Here is a 26,223-nt window from a genome sequence, read left to right as displayed (position 1 = left end):
CCTTCCTTTAGTAAGGATTATCATTTTTTTGAACGCGGAATTGGATTAATGTGACCGTAATGATTAAAACGAATAAGACAACGGACCCTGCAGCAGCATATCCGAAGTTGCTCAGTTGGAAGCCATTTTGATAGATGAACAGTGCCAATGATGTCGTTGAGTTCAACGGTCCACCTTCTGTCATTATGAACGGTTCCTCGAAAAATTGAATCCATCCAATCAATGTCGTCACCGTGACGAAGAAGATGGCATATCGCAAGAGCGGTATCGTGATTTTAAACATTTGCTGAAATGTACTCGCACCGTCCAGTGCAGCTGCTTCATAGTACGTTCGTGGTATCCCTTGTAATGCCGCAAGGAAGATGATCATGTTGATTCCAACAGCTCGCCATAAGGCTAATAGGATCAAGGATAATTTTGCAACAAGTGGATCTTGTAACCACGGAACATCCGGCAAATGAATTGCATTCAAGATAAAGTTAAAGAGCCCATATTGGGGATTGAATAAGAATCCCCAAACGACGGCGACTGCAACGACGTTCGTAATCGACGGCATGTAAAAGACGACACGAAACCATTCAAATACTTTTCCTCGACCAAAGTTAATCGCAATGGCAATGGAGAGTGAAAGTGTAATGACAAGCGGCACACCCAAGATGACATAAAAGACCGTGTTCGTTAATGCCTTTAAGAAAACCTCATCTTTAAAAATTTCAAGATAATTAGAGATACCGATCCATTCGATGTTTGCATAGTTCGCGATTCCCGCTAAATCCATGTTCGTAAAACTCATTACTACGGCGACGAAAAGCGGCGTAATCGAAAACAGAAACAGTAAAATGATGGTCGGTGCAATGAACAGATAAGGCGCCTGATGGTTGAGCAACCGTCTCATTCAGAGGACTCCTTCCTTGAAGCTTTCGCTTCGATTATTTTAAAATGGTTTCTGCTTTCTTTTGGAACACTTCCACTTCTTTATCGACCGCTGCATCTCCACGGTACATTTTCTCGAAACTCTGTAAGTAGGTTTGTGATACCTTCTCCCACGATGAGATGAGAGGCATTGGTTGAGCAGCTTGCATTTGTTCACCAAACGTCTTCAGTTTCTTGTCATTTTGAAGTGTATCGTTTTTCCATGCTTCTTTTGTTGAAGGGAGCGACTTCGTCATCTCCATCCATGCTGTTTGTGTTTCTGGTTCACTCATATACGCGATGAATTTCGCTGCTTGATCTTTTTTAGAACTACTTTCAAAGATACTCAGGTTCGCTCCACCTAGGAATGAAATATTATTTTCTTTTTTTGGAAGGACTGCAGTCCCCCATTGTGATTCAATACCCGGCATCTGTTCATTAATCAGATTGATCATCCATGGTCCACTAATGAACATTGGAACATTCGGATCCTTTGCACCAAATGCTTGTACGATATCCATTCCTAAATCAATCGGAGCATACTTTTGTTTGAAATAACTCGTTAAATATTCAGCACTTTCAATGAATTCCGGCTGATTAAATAACGGTTTGTTATCTTTCGTCAACAGGTCAGATCCATTTTGACGTGCGAACATGAAGTTCAACATCTGGTCGTTTGTATCCAATGTAATCCCGTACATATTCTCACCTGGGCGTTTGGCAAGCTTAGCCGAAGCATCCTCAAGTTCTTTCCATGTCTCTGGCGCTTTTTTATATCCCACATCGGCTAATGCATCTTTTCGGTAATAAAGGACTCGTGTATCTGTATACCAAGGTGCACCATAAACGCCATCTTTTAATTCGACTGTTTCATATGATCCCTCATAAAAATTATCTTTTGCAAGAGAAGGGTATTTCTCCACATATTTTTTCATGTCTGAAAGAGCACCAGCTTCAACGAATTCCGGCATCCAAGATGTTCCCATCTGAACGACATCTGGTCCGTTCTTCGAAGCAACTGCCGTTAACAATTTATCATGTGCCGTATCCCACGGTATCGCTTGAACCTTTACTTTGACACCTTTGTTCGCTTTCTCATATTCTTTCACGAGCTTCGGTAATGCCTTTCCTTCTTCACCCATTGCCCATACCGTTAATGTCTTGTCATCTTCTCCGGATCCTGATGAACAAGCTGCTAATGTTGATACCGATAATGCGCTGACCGCAAGTGCCAGTCCGAGTTTTTTCATGGTTCCATTCCTCCATCTCGTATTAATCGAAACGTTTCGATTGTTTTCTAAAAAAATAATGTTTATACAAAGGTTTTTCCTTAAAGCAACAGGTTAAACGTTTCTATAAACATTATAAGCATACATGTATGCGCTTACAACCTATTTTTTTATTTCTTTTGGAGGACGGATCCTGCGACGATAAACTTTGAGTCAATCTTCGCATTCGTTCGCTCTCGTTTATCAATCAATTGAAGTAACGCGCGAGCAGCGGTCTTGCCCCAATCCAACTTAGAATAACTGACGCTTGCGATTTTCGGTTGTGTATAGTTCATAACCTCGAGCTTATCGAATCCCGTCAGTGATATATCGAGACCAATCCGAAATGATGTATTTTGTAAGACATCGTATACGCCGAGAGCCATATCATCATTTAAACAAACGATAGCATCCCCATCTTTCAACTCTTCAAGGATTTCACTTGCAGCACGGATACCAGAACGTTTCGTAAATCCACCTTCCCATCTACGAACCGCAATACCCGCTAAGCCGGCCTGTTCTAGAACGACAGCGCGACGTTCGAAAGCATCATGGTTTTCTTCTGGTCCATCGACGAGATGAATACAGTGTGGTTTTGTAGCGGTTATCGTTCGCATCGCTTGTCGCATACCCATCTCATTATCAAGTAGCACACAACTAATATTCGGATGATCCATGTTTCGATCAAGAATCGTCAGTGGATGTCCCCGATCAGCAAATCCAAGAATTTGTTCTTGGGTGAAACGATGACCTAAAATTATCCCGCCATCGACGATTCGTTCTGTCATGAGGCGATGGGATTCCGGTCCATTACAGACGATCAACTCATATCCCGTTTCTGACAACTCATGATTAATTCCTTTTAATAATTCGCCGTAAAACGATCCTGAATAATCTCCTAGAAAGGCACCGATGATATGCGTCTTACGAGTCTTCAGCGTTCTAGCAGCAGCATTCGGGATGTAATTCAACTCTTCCGCGATTTTCATGATACGTTGACGTGTTTTTTCCGTCACTTTCGTACTCCCGTTCAATGCGTAGGAAACGGTCGAAATCGAGACGCCTGCTGCCTTTGCAATATCCTTAATTCCTGTCATTTCACTTCACTTCCTTCTTCAAAAAGTATAGCATAGGACCGCCGCGTAAGGACCGAGTTCCTCTTCACTGTAGTCCCCTACACCTATTAATGTCTTGCCCATCTTTATTCGATGTCGAATTGAGTGATTCGACAAATTAATTAAAATACGAAGGGACTGTTCGCCATAAATTCGATCAAATGCGATCATCGTCGATGGCGTCTCCTGCCACCTCATTTCTCCATCCAATAAGGCAGGCTCTGCCTTGCGTATCGAAAGTAAACGTCGATACACCTGCAGGAGACTATCGTCATCCAGTTGTTGATCGTGGACGTTACGATCAACATCGGTCAATGCCTGTAACCAAGCTGTTCCTGTCGAGAATCCACCTTCTTTCGTCCACATCATCGGAAGACGTGCATGATCACGACCCTTCAGCTGAACGGACTGTATCGCTCCACCTTGCTGTAAATAACGGAGAGTTTCGATATCCTGGTAATCAGATTGCTGAATGTTTCCGTTCGTCATCCCGATCTCATCTCCTTGATAAATGAAAGGAGTTCCTCGTAATGTCAACTGGAGCAATGCTAGCATTTTTGCTGCTCTTATATCATCGTCGTACCATCTAGAGAGAACGCGAGGCTGATCATGATTGTTCCAAAACAAGCTGTTCCAGCCGTCTTCTTCCATCTCATCTTGCCATTTTTTAATCGTCTTTTTTAATTCCGCTGGATCAAACGATTGGAGGTGCCATTTATTTTTACCCGCCACCTCGTCTAGAGCGCACGTCTCAAAGTTAAACACCACATCAAGTAATCCCTCTTCTTGAAGCTGACGAATTTCGGATGGAGATAGACCACCTGCTTCGCCGACTAAAAGAAGATTTGAACGATCAACGGATGCCAACATCTCTCGTAATCCCTCCTGTACACGTTCAAAATTCAGCCAGCGATGCGGATGAAATTGTTTTGCGATTAAATCGATGACATCAAATCGGAATCCACGAACTCCTTTTTCAATCCAAAACGATAGAATGCGTGCAAATTCTTTTGCCACTATCGGCTGTTCCCAATTAAGATCCGGTTGTTCCTTCGCAAAAGAGTGGAAATAGTACTGCTGACGTATACTCGAATACGTCCAAGCAGAACCTCCAAAAAAAGATTCCACTTCTGTCGGTTCGTCATGCCAAATATATGTATCGCCGTATGGACCGTCCGGATCATGTTCGGATGCGATGAACCATTCATGGCAGGATGAGGTATGATTCGCGACTATATCCATCATGATCGTGATATCATGCCGACTCGCTTCGTCAATCAAGGCTTCCATCTCGTCCATAGATCCGTATAGAGGATCAATTGAAGTATAATCCGCTACGTCATACCCGTGATCATAACCAGGTGACGTGTACACTGGGCATAACCAAATCATGTCCACCCCTAGCCTCTGCAGATAATCCAATCGTTTCCGAATACCATTCAGATCTCCGACTCCATCTCCATTCGTATCTTGAAAACTTTTCGGATACAGATGATAGACTACTTGATGCCGATGACTTTTTATCATGTCGTTCACTCCATTTCTCATATGCTAAAGGACAGGACGACTTCCATGAAGTCATCCTGTCCTACTTTAGAGCGGAAGCTCGATTTGCAGTTCGTTTCCACTTGGAAGGATCGTTTTTAACGCCTCACGTTGTAATAGATAACCACCTTGACGATAACGATTGGATTGATTTGAAAGATTAAGCAGTTCTCCATTCCATAAAATGCGTCGTTGTCCCCCCCGTGTGATTCGAATACGACAAGGGATATCGAATAGGTCCATCTGGATAGTTCCGGTTATGACTGGATCAAGAAGTAGCCCGTCTGAACGCTCTCGAATCCCTAAGACATTCGTCATTAATTGATTCAGCCAAATACCTGGTCCACTCGAGTAAATTCGCCATCCCCCTTTAACCGGAATCTTACCTTCTTTTAATTCGTTCCAACGTTCTTGCGCTTCGTAACGCGTCGTAAACGCAGCATCCGAGCTACTGAAATACGCATTTCTCTGACGGCGGACTGCTTTCGGCACTTTTAGATCCACAGGGTTAATGACGTCAAATGCTTCCGTTATGTTTTTTTCATCAGCTCCGATTTTCGCCAGTGCCTCAATGTAACGAATATGGGCATGCACGTATTGCAGTCCAATTTCACGACCGACATTAGCTGCTTGTTCTGCCCGCATGAAATGACGACTCACACCACCACGATATTGTGCTGGGCGATCCATCAAACGTACACCATCCGGGAACTTTAAATGTTCTTCAATGATCTTTAAGTTTTGCATAGCTTGTTCTGGTGTAACGAGTTCTCCGATGATACTACGGGTCAACGGTAGCAATCGATATTTCATTGGTAGTCCATCATCTGAGGGATGAATCATCGGATGATATCCATCTTCTTCGACTCGTAAAAATCCAGGGATGACCCCGTCCAGAATCATGTCTGACTGGAAGGACTGTTCGATGGTAGTAGCTAGTTCCGCTAATCGTATGCTTAATGACGATTGTGGTAACTCGTTTGCTAACGTACGGAATGTTTGGAATGTCAACGCTACCGTCCAAGTACTGATTAACTTTTTCTTTAACGCATCATCTGCTGGTTGTAACGTATCGTCCCAATCTCCTCCGCCGTATGCGGAAAAGACACTGTTCGGTACGAAATCCTTTTCGATCCGTGCACACGCTCGTTCCACATGATGCATGAGCGATTGTTTTAGTGTTTCCTGACCGGTCTCTGTTCGATATGGAAGTAGTTCATCGAGACATGCCCAATCGTGTGTTCGCTGAAGATAATCCGCGCATGCCTTCAGTGGCCAGACGATCACATCACCATGGCTATCCTCCTGCTGGATACCAGCATATTCATCAAACATGAACCATTGTGGCCAATGTCCTGCCTCGAATTGATGTGAAAAAATCTGAAGCAGTAATGCGCGAGCTTCTTCAAAATGACCGAACGCCAGTAAAAATTCCATCGGACCTTGCGATACGTCGCGTGTTCCCCATGCAGCACCACCGTATTGCTCTAAGCCGTGCGGTGATTGGTAATGGATCCGCATGTTTTGGATGTACCAGTCTACTTGAAACTGTAGAGCATTCGCATCCTGCCAGACGTCTTCAAATTTGAGGTTTTTTCGATAAGCAGACTTCCATTGATTGAAGGACTTCCGTTCTTCGTCAGCATTGAATTCACACTGCATTCCTGCACCCATTCTCATGACAAGATGATCGGTTGCTCCGACAGATAACCATACCAAATCATCTACGATTGGCTGAGTTAACCATTCAGATGTGGAGCCCGTTGAAAAAGGCTGATCTATTTCAAGCGTGTATGTCAAATCAGGTAGAATGCGTTTACTCAATGATTCTTTTGTTGCCGTAAAATGAAGGCGTGCTCCTACCCGTTCCATTTGAAACGGCACATCATATTCTTGTGTGTGCATCGTCACTTGCTGACTGATTTTCATCGCACGCGGATATCGCGTCTTAACCGTCGTCTCAAGCACAGGTCGCTCAGCACCAATTGACGTACGGACTTCAATCGTCTCGTCATCTAAGAAGTAGTACCAGATTACTTCGTTCCATCCCATTTCAAAAATCGAAGGTAACGCTAATAATTGATAGGCTTCCTTTTGCTCGATGTATATGCGTTGCCCAGATGTTTTAGGGATGTTCAAAGGATTTCTGACGTTCGACATCCACTTGTTGTAATTCGTATTCCCATATACGATGTGCGAATTGAAGACACCATTCATATGGACTGTTGTCGCCAATTTCTTTTCTGTTGGCGCTAAACTTCCCGCATTTAATAAGATGCTTGCATGACTACGTTCAACAAGAAGTTCCTTTTCTTTTAAAACAATATGATGACCATTAGGTGTAAAGAAGGACAACAACTGTGTTCCTTCCCATTCTTCAAGCAACCTTTCCGGATACAAACCGTCGAGTTGTTGTTTCGTCGCTGTATTCCCGACAATCGTCTTTGGTGTTTGTAAAAAAGCCGTACGGTGATGTCCCTTCCGTTCCTCCCCACGCTCATATAAAGGTATAAATCGATCAATCGATTGTTCATCAAGTGCTTCTTCCATCGAAGGAATGAACCGTAGCTCAAATTGGAAAGATAGCTCTCCAGCTGATTCTTTGACAGCTGTTCGAATCGTCGGTAATGCGAACTCATACTGATTTATTCGAGAGGGTAAGTGTGCATTTAATCCCTCTGCTACATTCGTTTGCCGAAATGACGCACCATACACATCGAATCCATCCGTCGCAAACTCTTCGATTCGATCATGCGAAAGAATCGCAACGCTCGGAAAGCCTGTCGACTGTCGCTGGTTTTGTCGAGCCAATATCCCATGTTCGATCGCGACGTAGTCAATGTACTGTGCCATATACGCCTCATTCGTACGTACACCGGCTTCGTCAGCCAGTCCTAAATCCTGTGTATAGGTTACGTCAAATTCTCCTTCCCCAATGAGTGAGACTTTAAAATGCATTCCAGTCGTGTGAAGACTTGCGACGACCTCGTATCCGAATGTTTCGTAGTCACCTTTCCAGCTGATCGTACGCTCAGATATTGCTAGTTTACTAGGCGAATGGATACCAAGTAACGGTAAGGCCACACTGGAACCATGACGAACATATACATTCATCAAGGATTCATCAAACGGATGATGAATCAATTGATTGATCATGATACCTTGGTAACGGATTTGACGAATGTCGCCGCCTTCAGTCAGTGTCACACTAAATTCATCGTGTCGTAGATGTGGAATGGTCGTTAATGTGTTCATCAAATTGCCCCTTTTCAACAGTCTGTTTCAACCAAAATTTTTCATGTAATGCACATGTACTATCCGTACCAACATAGAGAATGAATTCACCAGCATCCGCTTTAACCGAACCGTCCGGATGTTGATACATCAACATCGAAGCATCGATACGGAATGTCACTTCTCGACTGGAACCGGCTTTCACAAGAACGCGTTCATATCCTTTTAATTGACGTAAGGGACGTGACACATCAGCAACCGGGTCTTGCACATACCATTGAACGATTTCTTCCGCATCTAATGTGCCTTCGTTCGTAACAATAACGGATGCTTTCCATGCAGTTCCCTCCGGCTGCTCATATAGCCTTAACTGCGTATAGTTAAAATGGCTATAACTTAATCCAAAACCAAATGGAAATAACGCTTCATTTGGAGCGTCCAGGTATTTGCTTGTATAGCGTGGATCAGCGCCTTCGATCGTCATTGGTCGACCCGTCGGTAAGGCATCGTAACGTAATGGCAACTGACCGACATGATACGGAAATGAAATCGTTAGTTTTCCAGAAGGAATCACATGACCATACAGTAAACGGTGAATCGCTCGTCCTGACTCTGTTCCCGGATACCATGCTTCAAGCACTGCATCGGAATGATTAACGACATCTCTAAGATCGAGTGGTCGCCCGTTGAATAGCACGGTCACGATCGGTTTTCCAAGTGTCGCAAGCCTTGCCAATCCATCGCGTTGTGTTTTCGGCAAACGGATATCCGTTCGACTTCCAGCTTCTCCACTCATCCAAGACGCTTCACCTAAAGCTATAAGAATCACATCTGCTTGCGCCGCTACTTCCATCGCCCAATCCCAGTCAATTTCCGTATCAATCGTTGATCCTTCTGCAAAAACATAATCAATGTTCGCTTCATCAAACGCCTCTCGAATGGAAACCGCTTCTTCACGTTTTCCGTTGCCTGCCCATGGACCAAGTACGTCCGTTGAAGCAGCAAACGGTCCAATCAACGCGATCCGCTGATCGTCTGCTAATGGCAGCACTTGATCATTTTTCAGTAAGACACAACTTTTTTCAGCTAAACGCCGTGCCGTATTCCGATGACCTTCAGATAAGTGGACTCTTTTCTCAAGTTCGGGATCAATGCCACGATAAGGATCTTCAAACAACCCAAGATCTTGCTTTAACATAAGTATTCTGCGTACTGCTTCGTCTAATAAGTCCATCGAAACGACTTGATCATCGATCTGTTGTTCCAAATGATTTAAGTAAGCACCTGACATCATATCGATATCGACGCCCGCTTTGATTCCTTTTTCTCCAGCTTCAGCAAGAGAACCCGCGACACCATGCTGGATTAATTCCTTAATAGAAGACCAATCCGAAATCGTGACCCCGTCAAACTCCCACTCTTTTCGAAGAATTTGGCGTAACAGATACGTACTAGCTGTTGCGGGAACACCATCAACGACGTTGAAGCTTGTCATGATGAGTCGGGCACCCGCTTCGATTGCCCGTAGATAAGCCGGTAAATAAAACTCTCGTAATTCACGATCCGACATATCAACCGTATTGTAATCACGACCACCTTCAGCGGCACCGTAAGCCGCAAAATGCTTGACGCAAGCTGCTAAAGAATCAGCTTGTTTTAAATCCTTTGATTGATAACCACGTACGAAGGCTGCCGCATATTCTCCATTGAGCCAAACATCCTCACCTGTCGATTCCATGACACGCCCCCAGCGCGCATCACGTACAAGATCCACCATTGGCGAAAAAGTAACATGCAGTCCCGAAGCTGTTGCTTCGATAGCAGATTGACGTGCCATCATTTCCACTTCGTCACTATCCCACATAGAAGCAAGCGCCAACGGAACTGGATAAATCGTTCGATGACCATGAACGATATCCGCCATGAACAATAGTGGAATTCCTAATCGATTATGTTTTAAATAATTTTGCTGAATGCGAAATGCCTGTTCTGCTTGATGAATTCCGATGACAGATCCTAATTCATAACGGTTATCCTCTGTCAGACCACTTTCCTCCATTAGTTGAGCCACTGGTCCAGTCACAGTATCAGATGTCTGTGGATCATAGACAGAAGGAAGAATTTGAACGAGCTGTCCGATTTTTTCCTGTAGCGTCATTTGCTGTAGTAAAGCTTCAACGTTCATCTATCAGCACCTCTTATTCCTTAAATTTATCGAAACGTTTCACCTGTTAATCAAAATTATAAGCGCTTTCATAAAAATCTTCAACCTTTCTTTCGAAACGTTTCGATAAAATGAATAAAAGTAAGAACTCTTCCTTTTCAGAAAAGAGTTCTTACTTTGTTTAGATTCTTTATGACCAAATATAAATGCCATATACGACACCAACAGACGCTACAAGCGTCGTACCGATTGACACCAACATCATCGTTAATCCGATTCCTTTTAATCGAACGACTCGTGCCAACGCGAGACTAAACGAGAGCACTGCACCACTTGTAAATATAAGCGCCCCTCCAAATAACAACGTAGAATTAATCCATGACTCTCCGATGACGATCCATGCGTAAGTGACACAGCCTAGAAGAACAGTCATGATGAGCCATTGTTTCGATGTTCCCTTTTTCAACATATCGATTCCTCCTGATTTGCTTCTATGTTACTTGTTCGCCCTTTCCCATTAGATTCCTGTCACTAAAAAATCGTGCCTCCTGTTATACGGAGACACGATCCACTTACGACGCTACTTGCCATTTTTCTTTTAATTGCTCCATCTCTTCTTGACCTTCGTGCGATTGCATCCAGAGATTGAAGACATCAACAACGTCTCCTTCCGACTCTCGAACGAGGTAACTCTTCTCCGCCGGAATCCATTTTTCTTGAATTCTTGGTGCCGCGAGTCGTTTGTCGAGCGCTTCATAATGAATCGCCTCGACCGTATCGGTGATCATGACATCGACTTCACCTGACGCAACCGCATGCGGGATATCAAGGTTTTGTTCATACATGACGATGTTCGCCTTAGTGAATGTCTTACGGACAAACTGTTCATTCGTTCCCCCTGGATTTAGACCAATCGTCACGTCTGGACGATTGATTTGTTCGATCGAAGCAAGACGTTTAGCATCTTCTTTACGGACGAGCGGTGTCTTTTGGAACGACAGATAACTCGATGTGAAGTCGCCGATGATCTCGCGCTCGATGTTCTTCGTCACGCCCCCGACGACCATATCGAATTTCCCGCTAGCAAGATCAGCAGATAGCGTTGGCCATGTCGTCGGGACGAATTCGACGTCGATACCAGTCGTCTTCGCGAATGAACGGATTACTTCGATATCGAACCCTTCGTACTCGTTCGTCTTCCGGTTCAAGTAGGTGAATGGTTTGTAATCCCCGGTCGTTCCGACGACGATTTTTTTCGTCGCAAAGACGTTCTTCGCTTGTACACGTCGTGGTTGCTCCGATTGCCATAGCGTCAGTAAGCTCGCAAACAGGACGCCACCTCCGACGACGATCCATCCCCATTTACTCATGTGCTCCCGCTCCTTTCGCTCCGACCGTCTCACGCGTCGAGACGATGTTCCATTTTTTCTTCAGTTGTTGCACCTGCTCTTGTCCCTCCGCACTTTCAATCCAGACCCGGAAGACATCTCCAAGCTGTTTTTGATCCGGTTTCATCAAATACGCCATCTCAGCTGGTTCCCACGCCTCTGTCAGTTTCGGCACCGCAAGATCGAGTTCTGTCGCGTAATGCAACGCCTCGATGTCGTCCGTCACCATGACATCGACTTGTCCGCTTTTTACGGCTTTCGGAATGTCCAAGTTGTTCTCAAAGACGGTCACATCTGCTTTCGGAAAATGCTTCTTCACGAACGCTTCGTTCGTGCCACCCGGATTGACGCCGATTTTGACTGCTGGATCATTGATTGCAGCAAGCGAATTCAAGCGTTCGACATCTTTCTTCTTTACGAGCGGTGCTTTTTGAAAGGAGAAATACGACGATGTAAAGTCTCCGACGACCTCGCGCTCGACTTTCTTCGTGATGCCACCGACAGCGATATCAAACTTGCCTGATTTCGTATCCTCCGATAATGTCGGCCATGTCGTCTTGACGAACGTCACATCAAGATTTGCTGCTTTTACGAACGCTTGGATGACATCGATATCAAAGCCTTGATAACGATTCCGTTCCTCGTTCCAGTATGTAAAGGGTTTATAATCCCCCGTCGTTCCGACAACCAGTTTTTGGTCTTCGAAGATGTCATGTGCTTCGGCATTCGTCTGTTGATTCCAGATCATCCAAGCGGCAACGCCTGTCAGGACAAGTCCAGCTAATAGCCATGGTTTCTTTCTCATCGTATCTCTCCTTTCTGTTTCGTCGTTGCCCATTCACCGAATATTTCCACAATTTAACCTAAACGATTTTCGGTGTGGGTAATAGTCATTATCCTACCACACTTACACGTGATTTCAAGATAATTTGACGATTTTATGCATAAAAGCGTTAAAAAGATGTTTTGATGACGGTTACAGTTCCATAAGTCGTCTCTCTTTACAGAATCCCCTCGTCTTTTCCATACTGAAACAGAATCATCAAATCGTGAAATGGAGGAATGGAACATGAGTCAGATTTTTATCATTGGTGCAAATGGTAAAGTAGGTCGTCACGCTGCTCGTTTACTGCAGGATTCGGAGCATGATGTCAAAGTAGGATTACGTTCCAAGGACCAATTCAGTGATTTTGAGAAACTCGGTCATACCCCGGTCCATCTTGATCTTGAAGCCGACGTCGCAACAATCACGGAAGCATTACAAGGATCAGATGTTATCGTCTTTACCGCAGGATCCGGTGGTCATACAGGAGCGGACAAAACGATGCTGATTGATTTCGACGGTGCCGTCAAATCGATTGAAGCAGCGGAAGCAATCCATGCGAAACAGTTCATCATGGTCAGTGCCTTGAATGCCGATTCGCCAGAAACATGGTCCGACAGCATGAAGCCGTATTACATCGCGAAACGTTATGCGGATCGTGTCCTGAAGGAATCATCACTCAACTATACGATTCTTCGTCCGGGCGGACTGTCGGATGAAGCGGGAACAGGAAACGTCACGACGGATCCGTCCGAGCAAGCGACTAAAAAAATTCCACGCGAGGATGTCGCCCGTGTCATTTTAGCTGCGATCGGTCATGATAAAGCATCGAAACAAGTCGTCACACTACTCGAAGGTGACACACCGATCAATGAGTTGTTCTAATACAAAAGCTCACGTCTCGGAAATTGAGACGTGAGCTTTTTTGGATGCCCGCGATTTTACATGACGCTTTTACTTTTCATTCAATTACAAAATCAATTCCCATCGGTCCTTCCACCGGAATCTCGTGAAGCAACTCATACTTTTGATTCGTTATGAGCAGTTTTCCTTTATCCGAGTGATTAGGGTCAAATTCGATGAAGTATGATTTTTTCGTCTTGGGATGAATATATAAGTACTTGTACCATTTGTCTGCTTTCCAAAATTGCGGTTTGATTTTCTGGACCGAGAACGATTGACCGAACGACCATTTGACTAGGATGTGGCGATCCCGATTTTGATTATCATGAGAAAATTGCTGAGCGACTTGAATCCCTTGTGTTGCATCAATCATTCGAATCGGATCGGTACTATCAAAATTCGTATTCTGAAGAAACGGATAGTATCGCTCGGTTTGTTCCCCTGCCTCATTGATCCGAATCATCCAACCATCTGTACTAGCGAAGTATGCCGTATCGTCCTTACCATAAAGGGCTGAATATGCATAAGGTTCTTCCTTCTTACGGTATACGATCGGTTTTTCAGTCTGTTTATCTAAGAAAACCATCGCTGCTTTTTCTTCTTGTTCATCGTCGCTTCCAATACTGGCATAAGCTAAATGATGCTCTAATTCAATCATCATCGAATTGCTTGGTTCGAATCGCGCAGGCATCTCGTAGTTCTCTTTTGTATCAAAATTAGAAAAGGTATGTGAAAATCCTGTTCCTTGAGATGACTGTGGTGAACCGGTTTTGTATGAATTCAGCGTTTTGAACCATGTATCCGTTCCAAAGTGTTTGATCGATTCCAACATGGGATCGTGCTTGAAATACGTCACATCATGTTGAACAAACCGTCGCTTCGTAAAATCGAATGTATAAAAATGATTTGGATAACCTTGTACTGAAGCAAACAACACATTCGGCGTACTCAGCTTTTGTACAAGCGTCAGGTTCGTAAATCGAGGGTCATGGATTTGTCGTTCACTTAGTACCTTTCCTTTCATATTGATAGAAACAATTGAACTATAGGCAAGTTCGGGATCATTCGTTTTTCCTTGCACCTGTCCTGGGTAAATTAACATCACGGTATCTTGTTGAGGACTGAAATCGATCGCTGTAATCGAAGAACGCGGTAGAATATTTGCGGTTGCGCGATCCTTTTGCACTTTCATCCAGGTCGCTAAAAGAATACTTCCACATACAAGACATACTAGACTAAAATATATCCACTTATTTCGGATAAGCTTATCCATTCTATTCATTACTCCCGACTCTTTGATTGGTATAATGCCTTCTCTCTAGTTATACACTGTTAAATCAGCACATGATGTCATTCTTACAAGACTGTTAGACGGATTGACCCACTTTAAAAACTTTCATTTTGAATTCTGAATACGTCAAAAAAAAATCCCTTACGTTCATTTTAGCAACGTGAGAGATTGAGAGATCGACTTGTATGAATTTAATCTTGTTCTGCAATAGTACGCAGTCCACGTAACGTTTGAATTTTACGTTCATGGCGTTGCATCACGAATGTTAGACCCGTCACGATTGCAAGATTGAACCAAATCATCGTACCTGTAATCGGATTAAACAAGTTAATAAGTACTGCAATGATATTAACAAAAAGAACGACTTTATAGAGCTGTAAAATCCGATGCTCGTGATGGATCCGTGACTCAAAGTCAGAGTACAAATGAAATGATTCATCCGAGGTCCGTTTTCTTAAGAAGACCCAGCGGAATGATGTATCGACGACTTCAATGTCCATTTCTTCTAAAAACTCAAAGTAATCCTGCGACTTCGGATGGTTTGGCATGTTTTCTAATAATTCGATTCGATAAGTATACATGCTAGGTTCGCCTTCAACGAATACATAACGTCCGAATCGAAATTGCTGTAAGTACCAGCCTTTGTTTGCCATCTCATTTAACCACACTTCTTCTTTTGCATAATCAGCATAAAAGCGATAGACGGTTTTACTGCTCACTTTGCTCCACTCCCATCATTTCTTGGCCATGTCGTACGAGTTCTTTTAATCGATTCAGCTCTAGCATTAATCGATCTCGTCCCTGATTCGTCATGATGTACTCTTTCTTTCGACCTGCTTCTTGATCAGTGGCTTCAATCCATCCTTTATCCACTAAGCTACTGAGTGCTCCATATAAGGTACCGGCTGCTAACTTCACACGGTCGTTACTCAACTCTTGTACGAATTGCATGATTCCATAACCATGGCGCGGTTGTTGGAGCGAAAGCAAAATATAATAGACAGCTTCTGTTAATGCTGTCGCTTGATCCGCACGTGACATTTTCACACCCCTTATTACACCATCCGTTATATCGGCTACCGATATACTAAAAATATCCTATTTTGTATCATTTGACAACAAAAACATGTCTGAGCTGGGCTCAAACATGTCCGATTCTTACTTATCTTTTTATTTTTCAAGCCATGGCTTGCTGCCTAACGCCCTCTCTTTTCCAGACTGTAATGAGACACGTCACCAAGAAACTACCAACAAAAAGTAAGGATAGATGAAGGACTTGCGTCCCGACTGATCCATCCATGAATAATAATCGACCGAAACCAGAGACGGCATTTGGAACAGGCAGGAACGTTCCGAGCGATTGATAAAATGGTGCCAGCATCTTCGCTGGAACAATGTTCCCTGCGGTCATTAACTGGAACGGGATCAATGCGACATTAACGAGTGGAGCAATCGGACCAAACAAGGCAAAGTTCATCTGTGTGACTGCGATACAGGTCGCAACGACGAGGAGCTCGAACGCCCATAGTTTGATGAATGGTGTATCGATGTCTGTCAGTAGATGCGCCATCGAGACGAGGAGCAATGGTACGACAAGTAAGACGATGCCGTGCAATAGTTGTCGACTCCAGAAAAGATCCCATTTTGTGTGACGACTCTTTAAAATCGTACTGACGAGATTGAATTGTATCCCCATCGTCATCATCGCGATGTAAATGACAAAACCGAGAACGAGCGGAAGCATTGATAAAGCAAAATCCGAGACGGCATGTTCCGTAACGATTGACGTCGTGAACGTCGGCTCACCATTCAACTGTTTGCTGATCGTTTCCGTTGCTCTCTCAAGGATTGCATTTGCGAATTCCGCATTCGTCTGACTGACGTGTGCCGTTAGTTGATGCGTTGCATCATCTTTTTGTAAGACGAGATCGACTTCATTCGCATCAAGTGCTTGCAACCCTTTTGTTTCTGTTGCAACCGTCTGAACCGTGAACGGTGCTTGTTGCAACGACTGGATGAACGGATCATTCGCTTCTGCGACGACCCCAACATTTAATTGATCAAGACGTTCTGTCGTTCCTTGGTAACCCGTCATCCAGACAACGAGGAACAAGAACGGTACGACGATTGCGAAGACGAGCCCCACTTTCGTTTGTGTCATTGACCAGACATCTTTCCATGCTTTCATATTACAATCTCCTTTTACATGCATTACTTATAATATCACGTGCAACTATATGTCCGAAGGAAAACCATTCACGTCACATTCCGGTGAATGGTCTCAAGTGTTACTTTTAATTGCTCGATTTGCTCTCGCGATAGTCCACGGAACGCTTCGAGTTGTAGCTGATCGAGCTCTGGCCCGAGGCGATCGACGATGTCGCGTCCTTCTCGTGTCATCAAGAGCAGAACCGCTCGTCGGTCCCGGGGGTCCGGCGTCCGAACGATTAGTTCTTTTTTACCGAGCTTATCGAGAATCTTACCGATCGTCGTTTGATCACGTTCTGTCACGAGTGCCAGCTGCTTTTGCGAAACACCATCTTGTTTAGCGAGTTCGCTCAGGACAGAAAACTGCTCTGGTGTCAGACCGAACGCTTCCATCCGTTTAGCAGCAGCACGTTTGAACGCATAATAACTACGGGATAATTGCATTCCAAGCGACCATTCCGATTCTTTCATCCCATCATCTCCATATAGTTGCACTACTTATTATTTATTCACTATACCTGAAGGAGAATGAGCTCGTCAACGGTCTCATTTTGCCTGTCGTTGACGAATCCCATCGATATGCGCTTGTTGGGTGGCACGATCGACTTGTGAATGAACACCGAGTTTTCCTGCAATCGTATCGACTTGACTCGGTGTCAACGGCTTTTCTGTCGCGAGTTGCTCGATCGTCTTACGTAAGACGTTTCGTTTCAAGACACGGACATGCGCTGAATCGACCGTGATTTTTTTCAGTTCACAGCGTTCGCTGAAAACGATCAAGGAGTGAAAGAGCGCAGGATCCGTTCCTTCTAAGAAGCGTTGCATGCTTTTGAGATGCCCTTCATTTTGTTTGATCGGATTATAAAACCGTTGTTTGAAGCGATTCTGGAACTGCTGCGTCCACTGACGGTCCTGCTCGCGTCCGAAAATCCACCCGCTGTAGTTTTTCGATTCGAGTACATAGATGCCACTTTCATGAATGAACGTCACATCGATTTCCGTCGTTCCTTCTCCACGCGCACGTGGTAAGTATGTATTAAAGACATACGTGCCGTATCCGGACACTTGATCGAGTTGACGTGTCGTCAAGTACTCGCCCCATTTTCCTTTATCACGAACGATCCGTAAAAACGGCTCGCGTGTCAGTCGGTAATACCGGCTATTGTGATATGAACTTCGTTTGACGAAGAAGAACAAACCGAACGTTCCGAAGAAGAACAGCACCATGAGCAGTCCAACTTGAATCAAGAATGGCAAAAATGTCACTAACACATTGTCCACTAGATTAATCTCCCTTCCATATTAACCTTTATTTTCCACTATATCAGCATAATCAATTTCCACCTCATTTTCCACTATTTGTTATGGTGACTATCCTATGGTACGGTAAAACAAAGGAAGGTGTTCTCCATGGATTCTGTCGTCACGTTCGCACCACTAATCGTCTTATTCTTCATCTGGATGTCCTTATCTCAAAAAGCAGACGAAGCGAAACGCCGTCAACAAACGATTCTGAAGAAGCTACAACGGATCGAAGAGCACCTCGGTCTGAATGAGGTGTCACTAGAAGAAGCAGCGTTACAAGTCGAACTGGTTCAGTTGCTTCATGAAGGAAAGACGGTTGAAGCTGTCAAACGGGTTCGGGAATCACTCGGTTTCTCCTTACTTGAAGCGAAACAGTATGTCGATCAACTAAAAAGCGAGCACGGATTATGATTAAAAAGACCATCTGACAGTGAAGTTCAGATGGTCTTTTCCAACTATGTATTCATTTATGTGCATCAAGTATCAACGAAGGAAATTTCATCTGTTCTGCATTTCGGGGATCGTATCGTTTCGAGCGGAAAATGATGCCGTCATCTCCGTTCCAATCTGCTTGATGAAACGATCCGTTCTGATCGAAATATTCTAGAAGGCACACTTGAAATCCAGCTTCTTTAAATACTTGCTGTAACGTTTCATATGTATAGACGATTTTATGACTCGCCGCCGGATGGTCAGCAGGACCGGGGCCACCGACTTGAACGATTGCTTGGTATGCCTCATCTCGAAAATTACCGTCCGGCACTGCACAACGGACGTATCCCCCTGGCGCAAGATATGTATAACAATGACGTGCCGCGTCAATCCCTTCTTCAAACGTCAAGTGCTCCCAGACGTGTTCGGCAAGAATTGCTTGCAACGTGTCGTTCGAACACAACCGTTCCCAATCGGACCGATTGAGCAGATTCAACTCATCTTCCTGTGTATGATACCAGCCGGGATTGTTGTAGTACGGTCCGGCTCCAATAACGATACGTTCTTTCATACGAGATCCTCCTTCTTATTTCACCATTCTATTAATTCTCATTTCACACATTTGTCCCTGCTTGCGACAAAAAACAGACGACGGAGAATCCGTCGTCTGTTGCTGTTAATCTCGTGCTGCAAGGCGATACAAGAGATCGAGTAATTCGATATAGAGCCAGATGATCGTCACGATCAATCCGAATGCTGCAACCCACTCCATCGATTTCGGAGCACCCGCACGAACTTGTTGCGAGATAAAATCGAAGTCCATCACGAGTGACAGGGATGCCACGATGACGATGACGAACTGAATACCAATCGCAAGCGGTGAGCTACCTGTCATGAATGGGAGGTCGACACCAAATAACGAGAGAATCAAGTTGACTGCATACAAGACGAAGATCGAGAGAATCGCTGCTGTTACCGCAGAACGGAAACGTTGCGTCACTTTTATCATGCCTGTCGAGTAGACGAACCACATCGCAAATGCAACGACGAATGTCGCAACGACTGCCTTCCCGACGATTCCTGGATACATGCTTTCGAACATGAGCGATAACGCTCCGACTGCCACCCCTTCAACGATCGCATAGACCGGTGAAAGAACCGGTGCCGTCGCCGGTTTGAATGTGATGACCAAGGCAAGAATTAGACCGATGACCAGTCCACCAATCAAGGCTGGGAACAACAATCCTTGGTTTTCTGCGAGGAAGAACCAACTTCCACCTGCTGCTGCCGTGACGAGAGCGAGCAGTAAGAAAATCTTACTCATCGTCCCGCTTTTCGTCATCGGTCGTTCTCCAACACGTGCCGTATCGAAGCCACGACGCAATGCCGGGTTAACTTTAAAACGTGAAGCCATTGCATTCACTCCTTTTTATGATTCTGCTTTGTATTACGAAAGCTTCCCGAAAAAGTTTCAAAATAACCATTGATCGAGTGCTTTTAATTGCAACATGACGACTGGGATCGAGGCTTTGGCATCGATGCGGTGTGATTTCGCTTGCCCAATCAAACCGGACGTCACGAAGTCCGACCCTTCGAGCGCTTCCCCGATCGGACCAAATGCATCACTATCGACTTGACGGTGTCGGTAATGGATGAACCGTTCCGTCGTTCCTTCTCTGACTTTACAACCGTCCTCGACGTCCGGGCGATTCAGTCCGTATTCGGCATAATGCCAGACGGTCGTCGTATCCCAAGGCGAACCGATATGCAGGATTTGACCGTCGGCCTCGATGAAGCGTTCAATCGGTGAACCCGGACCGAAGCCATTTTCTAGTGTATGATCGGCAACGAATGTCGCCGCATCTTTCCCCCAAGCCGTCACGGACCACATCGGATGATCGCTTCGAACGACGCCGGGATACGTTCGAAAGACCTCCGGTACACGACCGATGCCGCGTGTGACCGTTTTTGCCGGGTCATATGCCGGCATCTCCCGGCGGATCGTTTCCCACCATTCTTCCGGTACAGCCGGTTGGCTCCAGTTCTTCGGATCCGAATTATCGGTACTTTGCGCCGGCATCATGATTAACCCTTCCGTCGTGACGACCTCCTGCAAGGCTTCGATCAACGCTTGTACGCCACCGGGAATCCAGCCGATTTGTTTAAGTGACGTATGGACGAACAGTTTCATACCGGGCGTCACACCTAATTCGCGTAACGCCTCTTTGATTTGTGATTTCGTGACCATGTTTCGTGTTTCCATCGATCTTATCTCCTTACTCGACGACTAGTGCAATCGTCGACCCCGTTTTTCCTTGTTTGACCTCGATTTTTGCGTCAACTCGTGACTTCAGCTCCTGCACATGACTGATGATTCCGACCATACGGCCGCTCGCTTGAATTGAAAGCAACGTCTCGATCGCTTGTTCAAGCGATTCCGGATCAAGTGTTCCAAATCCTTCATCGATAAACATCGTCTCAAGCGATACTCCTCCACTTGCTTCTTGCACGACTTCCGATAGTCCAAGCGCAAGTGCAAGGGACGCCTTGAAGCTTTCTCCACCGGACAACGTCTTGACGTGACGTGTTTGCGACGTGTAAGCGTCAAAGACATTTAAATCAAGTCCGTATTTCTTGAGTCCTTTTCCTGCCTCCGTTTTTCGCTCGAGCTGAAAACGGCCCGATGTCATCTCATGCAGATGTCGGTTTGCGGCGAACAAGATCTCATCGAAGTAAGCCGTCTGAACGTACGTTTCGAACGTCATCCGTTGTGCGTTCTCGCCGACACCGACGCGAGCGAGTTCACCGATGACCCCATATCTCGCATCCTCATCTTCGATTTGGCGTTGCAAGTTTTCCCACGCCGTTATCAACTGATCAATATGTGCCCTTTCCTTCTCGAGCCCGACACGTCGATCGGTCCGCTCCGTCAGTTCGAGCGACACCGTCTTCAAGTCCATCCGCAACAGTTCAAGATCCGGACGCACTTGACCTTCCGTCTTCAAGCGAGCTTGTTCCTGTTTCAGCTTCAATTCCTGCCGCTCTAGGCGGTCTTGTTCCAGCCGTTCATGGAGTAGACGAATGTCTTCGCGTGACCGTCTCGCATCGCGGAAGGCTTCGATCGTCGGAAACGCTTCTTCTGACAAGACTGCTTGTAATTCGTTTTCGCGCTTCGTCAGACGGTCGCGCTGTTCCGAAAGAGCTTCGATCAATTGACGCAATCGTCCTTGGTGTTCCGCTAAGTCACGATCGAGCTGTTCCTTTTCGCGTAAATGGCGCTGTTTATCTTGCTCGAACTGCTCGATGCGTGTTTCTGCCTGTTGTTGTTCTTCACGAAGTGCTGATAACGATTTTACGAATTCTCCAGATTGACTCAGGCGACCAGTCAAGTGTGCCAATTCCGATTCGATGACAGTTTGGTCTTTTACCACCCTATCAATCTTCAACTGTAGTTGCTCTAGCGATTGTTCGAGTTGTTGAAGACATGTTTCAAGACGTTCTTTTTCCGTCTGTGCTGACGCTAATCGGACTTCCGTCTGTTCGACTTCCCGAAGCTGTGCTAAAACTTCCGCATGAGTTGACTCGTTTTCACTAGTTTTTTGAATCTCGATCGTCAGTTGTTGCAGACGCTCTGCAACCGTCCGGTAAGAGGCTTGTAACTCTTGATGCGCTTGTTGTGCTTCTAAGAACCGCTGTTGTGCTACATCGACCGATAGTTCCTGTGCGACGGCGACAGCATGTTGCGGATGCGACGTACTGCCACAGACAGGACAAGCCAGCCCGTCCGTCAATCCCTTGGCAAGTTCAGCAGCCAGTTGTTCCCGTTCACTTTTACGAGCTACTTCATACGCACGCGCTGCCGCCTCTTTTTGATCCCGGACGCTTGTACCGCGGACGATCAACTGTTGTCGCTCTGCTTCCAACTTGTCATACTCTGCGAACTTCGTCGCCAACTGTTGCAAGGTGAAGCGTCGTTCTTGCGCCTGTAAGCGTTCTGCTCCGACGTTCTGCAATGGTCGTAGCTGTTCCTGAACGGTCTTTCGCTCCGTCCGCGTTTGTTCAAGTTGTTTCCTGAACGGTTCCGGATCAAGTTGCTTTAAGCGTTCTGTCAGTTGTTGCTGTTGTTGCCGTAAGAGGGTCTCCGCTTCCAACCGTTCGCATTCTTCTTGAATTTTCTCAAGACGACGACTCAGTTGTTCAATCTGCGGTTCTTCCGCCAGTAATCGATTTACTTTGTCTTGAACGGTGCCTTGCCGCTCTGTCAAGCGCGTGACGTGCTGTTCGGTTTCTTGCTGTTGCCGTTTAAGTCGTGTTAGCTGTTCTTGATCTTGTTGCCATTGATCAAAAAATGGTGCGACGATTTGAGCACGTTCAGCAGCCGTTGCTTCTTCTTGCATCCGCTTAATGTCGGATGATCGTTCAAGCAACAACTGCTCCGTCCGTTGAAGTTGCTCTTGCTCTTGGAAAGCTGCTTCGAGTTGTTCGCCCTGTTGCAACCGTGTCGTTTTGCTCTCGACGATCGTACGTGTTTGTTGCTCCGCTTCATGAGCCGCTGTCAACCACTCATCCCGTTCCGTCGTCAACGCTTCCATTCGTAACCGGATGTCCGCTTCAGTTAATTCACTCCAGTTTGCTTGCAGGGGTAACTCCTCAAGCTTGGCCCATTGTTTCGTCTTCGTTTCCTTGATGCGTGCCGCAAGATCGAGCGCTTGTCGGTGCAAGCGTTGTTGGAACTCACCATAATGTTCCGTCTTGAACAGTTGTTTGAGAATCTGCAATTTATCTTTTGACTCTGCCATCAACAGTTCCCGGAACTTATTTTGCGGCAACAGGAGAATTTGTGAAAACTGTTTATGGTCGAGCTGGATCAATTCTTGAACGCGCTGCTTGATTTCCGGAATCTTGATGGCAAGTGGTTTCCACGCCACGCCGTCGAACCGAGCGAACTCTGCTTCATGCGAATAGCCGGTTTTATTGACCGGATGCGGTTGACTCGGTTGCCGGATGATCCGGTACCGTTCTCCTTTCAGCGTAAACTCCAGTTCGACTTCCGTCTTTTGTTCAGGTACGGCAAAATGACTTCGCAACTCACTCATTTCCCGCTCACCACCGGACGTCTCACCATACAGGGCGAACGTCAATGCATCAAAAATCGTCGTTTTCCCAGCCCCTGTATTCCCGGAAATGACGAACATCGTCCGTCCAGCAAGTGCCGTGAAATCAATCGTCTCTTCACCAGCAAACGGACCAAAGGCGCGTAATGTCAGTCGTTCTGGGCGCATGTCGCTTCCTCCTTCAAGACGGCTCGCATCGCTTCCGTCGGCTTCTTCTCACGAACTGCTTCATAAAATTCACTGAACAGATCCGCAACAGAAGCATCCTTGACCTGCTCACGCGATGCTTTGACCGCCCGCGTACTCTCGCGGACGAATCCGATTCGCTCGAGGTGCAGGATGTTCGGATAGATTTTTTTCAGCTTGCCCATCGGATCCATCAAGGCTTCGCCGTCCGTCAGGTTGATTTTTAAATAATCATCCGTGACTTGCGTCGCAACGAACGCAGGATCCGTCAATTCATCGAGACTACCAGTCAGTTCTCGCAAATCACGTTTTGGTGCAAGCGGTTCGAATCGACGATCGAACGTACCAGTATCGTTCAACGTCAACACATCGACGCCTTTGACGTGATGTGCTTCTGAAAACGAATATTTCAAGAGCGATCCGCTGTATCGGACCGTCTCGGATTGAATTGCAAGCGGGTTGTGCAAATGACCGAGTGCTGTATAGGTAAACGGTGCAAACTGGCTCGCACTAACTTGCCCTGCCGTTCCGACGGATAATTGCCGCTCCGAATCTGTCTCGAGTCCACCGATGACAAAGGCATGACCGACGAGAACACTCGGTCCGTCTGGGACACATCCGGCAAGGATCGTCCGCATTGCGTCATCATGTGTCTTGATCGTTTCATCATTGTGCACATACCGGACGGTCGCAGGATCAGCGAACGGCACCGGGTAAAATGATACTCCCTTGATCGCGACCGGCTTGATGACCGGCGTCAATTTTCCAACAAGGTGTAGACCCGCCCGTTGAAGTAACGTCGTTCCGAAACTTAACCGTTCGGCTGAATCATGATTTCCGCTGATCGCAATGACCGGTATGTCCCGGTCAAGAATCAGAGCAGCGAGCGTCTCATCGAGTAGTTCAACGGCTTCTGTCGGCGGGACGGCACGGTCGTATAAGTCACCCGCAATGACGATTGCATCCGGTTGTTCGCGATCGACGAGTGTCAAAAACTCGCTCAGGACCGCCCGTTGGTTCCCGAGCATCGACTCGCCATGAACGATTTTACCGAGATGCCAATCGGCAGTATGTATCCATTTCATCTTCATCACACTCACTTTTTAAATATAGTAGCTTAAGTGTAGCATGCGAGCGTTCGTTCTGCGACGAACATCTGTTTGGAACACAAAAAGGAGGAGTTATCCTAACACACAGCGACACTACCATACATTTAAACAAAAAAAATTAGAATTTTTTTGATCAAAAAACTACTTTATCTTTAACATCAAGTCAATTTCCGTTGACCTTATACCTTTTGATGACTTGGAACTTCAAAAAACTGCTAAGATATAAGGTATACATTTCCACTCGAATCGAAGGAGCAAAAATATGAAGAAATTATTAATGTTGACTATATTATGTACTACTTTATCAGCCTGTAACGCAAACGATTCTAAACTCAGTTTTAGTGAGCTAAAAATAGTACCTAACGCTCTCCAATCGAAAATAAATCCTGCCACTACTTTGCAAATGATCAACACGAAAGACGATATCGCCTATATTATCTATCGCACAAAGAAAGCAGTCGCTTCTGATCTTGAAGCACAAGGAGATACGCTGAAGATTAAATTGAATGAATCTAAAACTCATAAGAAGACAAAGCAGCATGTCTATAAATTAACTTTAGATCCTGAACATGAAATCATCGATGTTTACGTAAACGGTAAATCTACCGCGTTTGATAACATAACGAACTGATAAATCTAGAAATATCAAAATAGAAACAATATACATACGAAAATCCCTTCTTTTCTTTGTGAAATGAAGAGGTTGCAAAAAAAAAGCAGGAGGCGAATGCCTCCTGCTTTTTGTGCTTTCACAACGAGCGTATTACTTCGTCCGTTGCTTTCTAAAACGTTGGACGGAACGAATCACAGAAACTGATCCGCCAATGATCGCACCGACACCGACGACGATGCCTGTCTTAAATTTTTTGCCCGTTGGTTCGGATGTATGCGTTGCTTGATTGTGTTCAAAAAGTTGTTGGAGGGGCGACGACGTCTCGACTTCGAGAATCTTCGATGCATCCTGATGCACATCTTCTCTACGTTCGACACTACAAGGTGACAGATAGAATGGGTTCAAGTTCGTCCGGTACCGGTCCGGATTCCAGTTGGCTTGCTGGACAACCGCCTGTGTTTCTTCCGTCTGTGCTTGATCCTTCATTGGATCGAATTCTTGTTTCATCTGAATCACTCCTCTTCACGTTCAAAACCTGTAGACCGATTTATGTCTGAAGTCTTATTTACCTGTTTTTTAAACATTTAAAACATATATTTTTAAAATTAGTTTT

The 26,223-nt window shown here is 45.4% G+C and carries 24 protein-coding genes; 3 read left to right on the top strand and 21 right to left on the bottom strand.

Annotated elements, in window-relative coordinates:
* Window positions 1-7: 7 nt before the first annotated feature.
* From ACY2IG_RS06440 to ACY2IG_RS06400, 9 genes are all read right to left on the bottom strand, one after another.
* Window positions 8-895: a carbohydrate ABC transporter permease gene (locus tag ACY2IG_RS06440; RefSeq protein ID WP_195865343.1), complete on the bottom strand. Its 888-nt coding sequence runs from the start codon at window positions 893-895 to the stop codon at window positions 8-10.
* Window positions 896-929: 34 nt separating this feature from the next.
* Window positions 930-2,162, bottom strand: a complete 1,233-nt coding sequence (locus ACY2IG_RS06435; RefSeq protein WP_462618499.1) for a sugar ABC transporter substrate-binding protein — start codon at window positions 2,160-2,162, stop codon at window positions 930-932.
* Window positions 2,163-2,311: 149 nt separating this feature from the next.
* Complete coding sequence (locus ACY2IG_RS06430) at window positions 2,312-3,277, bottom strand: LacI family DNA-binding transcriptional regulator (RefSeq protein WP_462618498.1); 966 nt, start codon at window positions 3,275-3,277, stop codon at window positions 2,312-2,314.
* A gap of 18 nt (window positions 3,278-3,295) precedes the next feature.
* Entirely contained in the window at window positions 3,296-4,822 is a 1,527-nt protein-coding gene (locus ACY2IG_RS06425) for an alpha-glucosidase (protein WP_462618497.1), read from the bottom strand.
* Between the two features lie 66 nt (window positions 4,823-4,888).
* Window positions 4,889-8,095: a GH36-type glycosyl hydrolase domain-containing protein gene (locus ACY2IG_RS06420; RefSeq protein ID WP_462618496.1), complete on the bottom strand. Its 3,207-nt coding sequence runs from the start codon at window positions 8,093-8,095 to the stop codon at window positions 4,889-4,891.
* Window positions 8,055-10,259: a glycoside hydrolase family 3 N-terminal domain-containing protein gene (locus tag ACY2IG_RS06415; RefSeq protein ID WP_462618495.1), complete on the bottom strand. Its 2,205-nt coding sequence runs from the start codon at window positions 10,257-10,259 to the stop codon at window positions 8,055-8,057. The genes ACY2IG_RS06420 and ACY2IG_RS06415 overlap by 41 nt, the downstream gene beginning before the upstream one ends.
* Before the next feature lie 169 nt (window positions 10,260-10,428).
* Window positions 10,429-10,707, bottom strand: a complete 279-nt coding sequence (locus ACY2IG_RS06410; protein ID WP_462618494.1) for a hypothetical protein — start codon at window positions 10,705-10,707, stop codon at window positions 10,429-10,431.
* Between the two features lie 103 nt (window positions 10,708-10,810).
* Entirely contained in the window at window positions 10,811-11,608 is a 798-nt protein-coding gene (locus tag ACY2IG_RS06405) for a transporter substrate-binding domain-containing protein (RefSeq protein ID WP_058705140.1), read from the bottom strand.
* A complete protein-coding gene (locus ACY2IG_RS06400; RefSeq protein ID WP_375091525.1) occupies window positions 11,601-12,431 on the bottom strand; it encodes a transporter substrate-binding domain-containing protein in 831 nt (276 codons plus the stop codon). Before ACY2IG_RS06400 ends, ACY2IG_RS06405 begins: the two co-directional genes overlap by 8 nt.
* A gap of 264 nt (window positions 12,432-12,695) precedes the next feature.
* On the opposite strand from ACY2IG_RS06400, the gene ACY2IG_RS06395 reads away from it, so the two are divergent.
* A complete protein-coding gene (locus ACY2IG_RS06395) occupies window positions 12,696-13,334 on the top strand; it encodes an SDR family oxidoreductase (RefSeq protein ID WP_375091524.1) in 639 nt (212 codons plus the stop codon).
* Between the two features lie 76 nt (window positions 13,335-13,410).
* Here the strand turns inward: ACY2IG_RS06395 and ACY2IG_RS06390 are convergent, their stop codons facing one another.
* The 6 genes from ACY2IG_RS06390 to ACY2IG_RS06365 all read right to left on the bottom strand — a co-directional run bounded on the left by ACY2IG_RS06390 (window position 13,411) and on the right by ACY2IG_RS06365 (window position 18,123).
* Window positions 13,411-14,544, bottom strand: coding sequence for a hypothetical protein (locus ACY2IG_RS06390; protein ID WP_462618493.1), 1,134 nt, complete (start codon window positions 14,542-14,544; stop codon window positions 13,411-13,413).
* A 290-nt stretch (window positions 14,545-14,834) separates the two neighbouring features.
* Window positions 14,835-15,362, bottom strand: coding sequence for a DUF2812 domain-containing protein (locus ACY2IG_RS06385; RefSeq protein ID WP_462618492.1), 528 nt, complete (start codon window positions 15,360-15,362; stop codon window positions 14,835-14,837).
* The gene (locus ACY2IG_RS06380) at window positions 15,352-15,684 is read right to left on the bottom strand and encodes a PadR family transcriptional regulator (protein WP_035408510.1); all 333 of its coding nucleotides are present in this window, start codon (window positions 15,682-15,684) and stop codon (window positions 15,352-15,354) included. Before ACY2IG_RS06380 ends, ACY2IG_RS06385 begins: the two co-directional genes overlap by 11 nt.
* A 136-nt stretch (window positions 15,685-15,820) precedes the next feature.
* Complete coding sequence (locus tag ACY2IG_RS06375) at window positions 15,821-16,831, bottom strand: ABC transporter permease (protein ID WP_462618491.1); 1,011 nt, start codon at window positions 16,829-16,831, stop codon at window positions 15,821-15,823.
* Window positions 16,832-16,899: 68 nt separating this feature from the next.
* Window positions 16,900-17,295, bottom strand: a complete 396-nt coding sequence (locus ACY2IG_RS06370) for a MarR family winged helix-turn-helix transcriptional regulator (protein WP_462618490.1) — start codon at window positions 17,293-17,295, stop codon at window positions 16,900-16,902.
* A gap of 102 nt (window positions 17,296-17,397) precedes the next feature.
* Window positions 17,398-18,123 carry a nuclease-related domain-containing protein gene (locus ACY2IG_RS06365; RefSeq protein ID WP_290782169.1) on the bottom strand — a complete coding sequence of 242 codons (726 nt, stop codon included), beginning with the start codon at window positions 18,121-18,123 and terminating at the stop codon, window positions 17,398-17,400.
* 138 nt (window positions 18,124-18,261) lie between these two features.
* Between ACY2IG_RS06365 and ACY2IG_RS06360 the strand changes: the two genes are divergently transcribed.
* Complete coding sequence (locus ACY2IG_RS06360) at window positions 18,262-18,567, top strand: hypothetical protein (RefSeq protein WP_329470592.1); 306 nt, start codon at window positions 18,262-18,264, stop codon at window positions 18,565-18,567.
* Between the two features lie 52 nt (window positions 18,568-18,619).
* Here ACY2IG_RS06360 and ACY2IG_RS06355 read toward each other — a convergent pair whose 3' ends face one another.
* The 5 genes from ACY2IG_RS06355 to ACY2IG_RS06335 form a co-directional block, all read right to left on the bottom strand.
* Window positions 18,620-19,159 (bottom strand): class I SAM-dependent methyltransferase, encoded by a 540-nt coding sequence (locus tag ACY2IG_RS06355; protein WP_329470590.1) that lies wholly within the window; start codon window positions 19,157-19,159, stop codon window positions 18,620-18,622.
* A 105-nt stretch (window positions 19,160-19,264) separates the two neighbouring features.
* Window positions 19,265-20,002 carry a Bax inhibitor-1/YccA family protein gene (locus tag ACY2IG_RS06350; protein ID WP_290755621.1) on the bottom strand — a complete coding sequence of 246 codons (738 nt, stop codon included), beginning with the start codon at window positions 20,000-20,002 and terminating at the stop codon, window positions 19,265-19,267.
* A 57-nt stretch (window positions 20,003-20,059) separates the two neighbouring features.
* Window positions 20,060-20,851, bottom strand: coding sequence for an AAC(3) family N-acetyltransferase (locus ACY2IG_RS06345; RefSeq protein WP_035408533.1), 792 nt, complete (start codon window positions 20,849-20,851; stop codon window positions 20,060-20,062).
* Window positions 20,852-20,864: 13 nt separating this feature from the next.
* A complete protein-coding gene (locus ACY2IG_RS06340) occupies window positions 20,865-23,870 on the bottom strand; it encodes an AAA family ATPase (protein ID WP_462618489.1) in 3,006 nt (1,001 codons plus the stop codon).
* Window positions 23,852-24,973 (bottom strand): exonuclease SbcCD subunit D, encoded by a 1,122-nt coding sequence (locus tag ACY2IG_RS06335; RefSeq protein ID WP_035409684.1) that lies wholly within the window; start codon window positions 24,971-24,973, stop codon window positions 23,852-23,854. Before ACY2IG_RS06335 ends, ACY2IG_RS06340 begins: the two co-directional genes overlap by 19 nt.
* Window positions 24,974-25,259: 286 nt before the next feature.
* Between ACY2IG_RS06335 and ACY2IG_RS06330 the strand changes: the two genes are divergently transcribed.
* A complete protein-coding gene (locus ACY2IG_RS06330; protein ID WP_329470584.1) occupies window positions 25,260-25,628 on the top strand; it encodes a hypothetical protein in 369 nt (122 codons plus the stop codon).
* 132 nt (window positions 25,629-25,760) lie between these two features.
* Here ACY2IG_RS06330 and ACY2IG_RS06325 read toward each other — a convergent pair whose 3' ends face one another.
* On the bottom strand, window positions 25,761-26,117 hold the full coding sequence (locus tag ACY2IG_RS06325) for a hypothetical protein (RefSeq protein WP_035408542.1): 357 nt from the start codon (window positions 26,115-26,117) through the stop codon (window positions 25,761-25,763).
* Between the last annotated feature and the right edge of the window lie 106 nt (window positions 26,118-26,223).

Source organism: Exiguobacterium sp. EF_C8 (assembly GCF_054956715.1).
The sequence above is the reverse complement of the archived record's forward strand: the minus strand, read 5'-3'. Positions and strand labels throughout refer to the sequence as shown.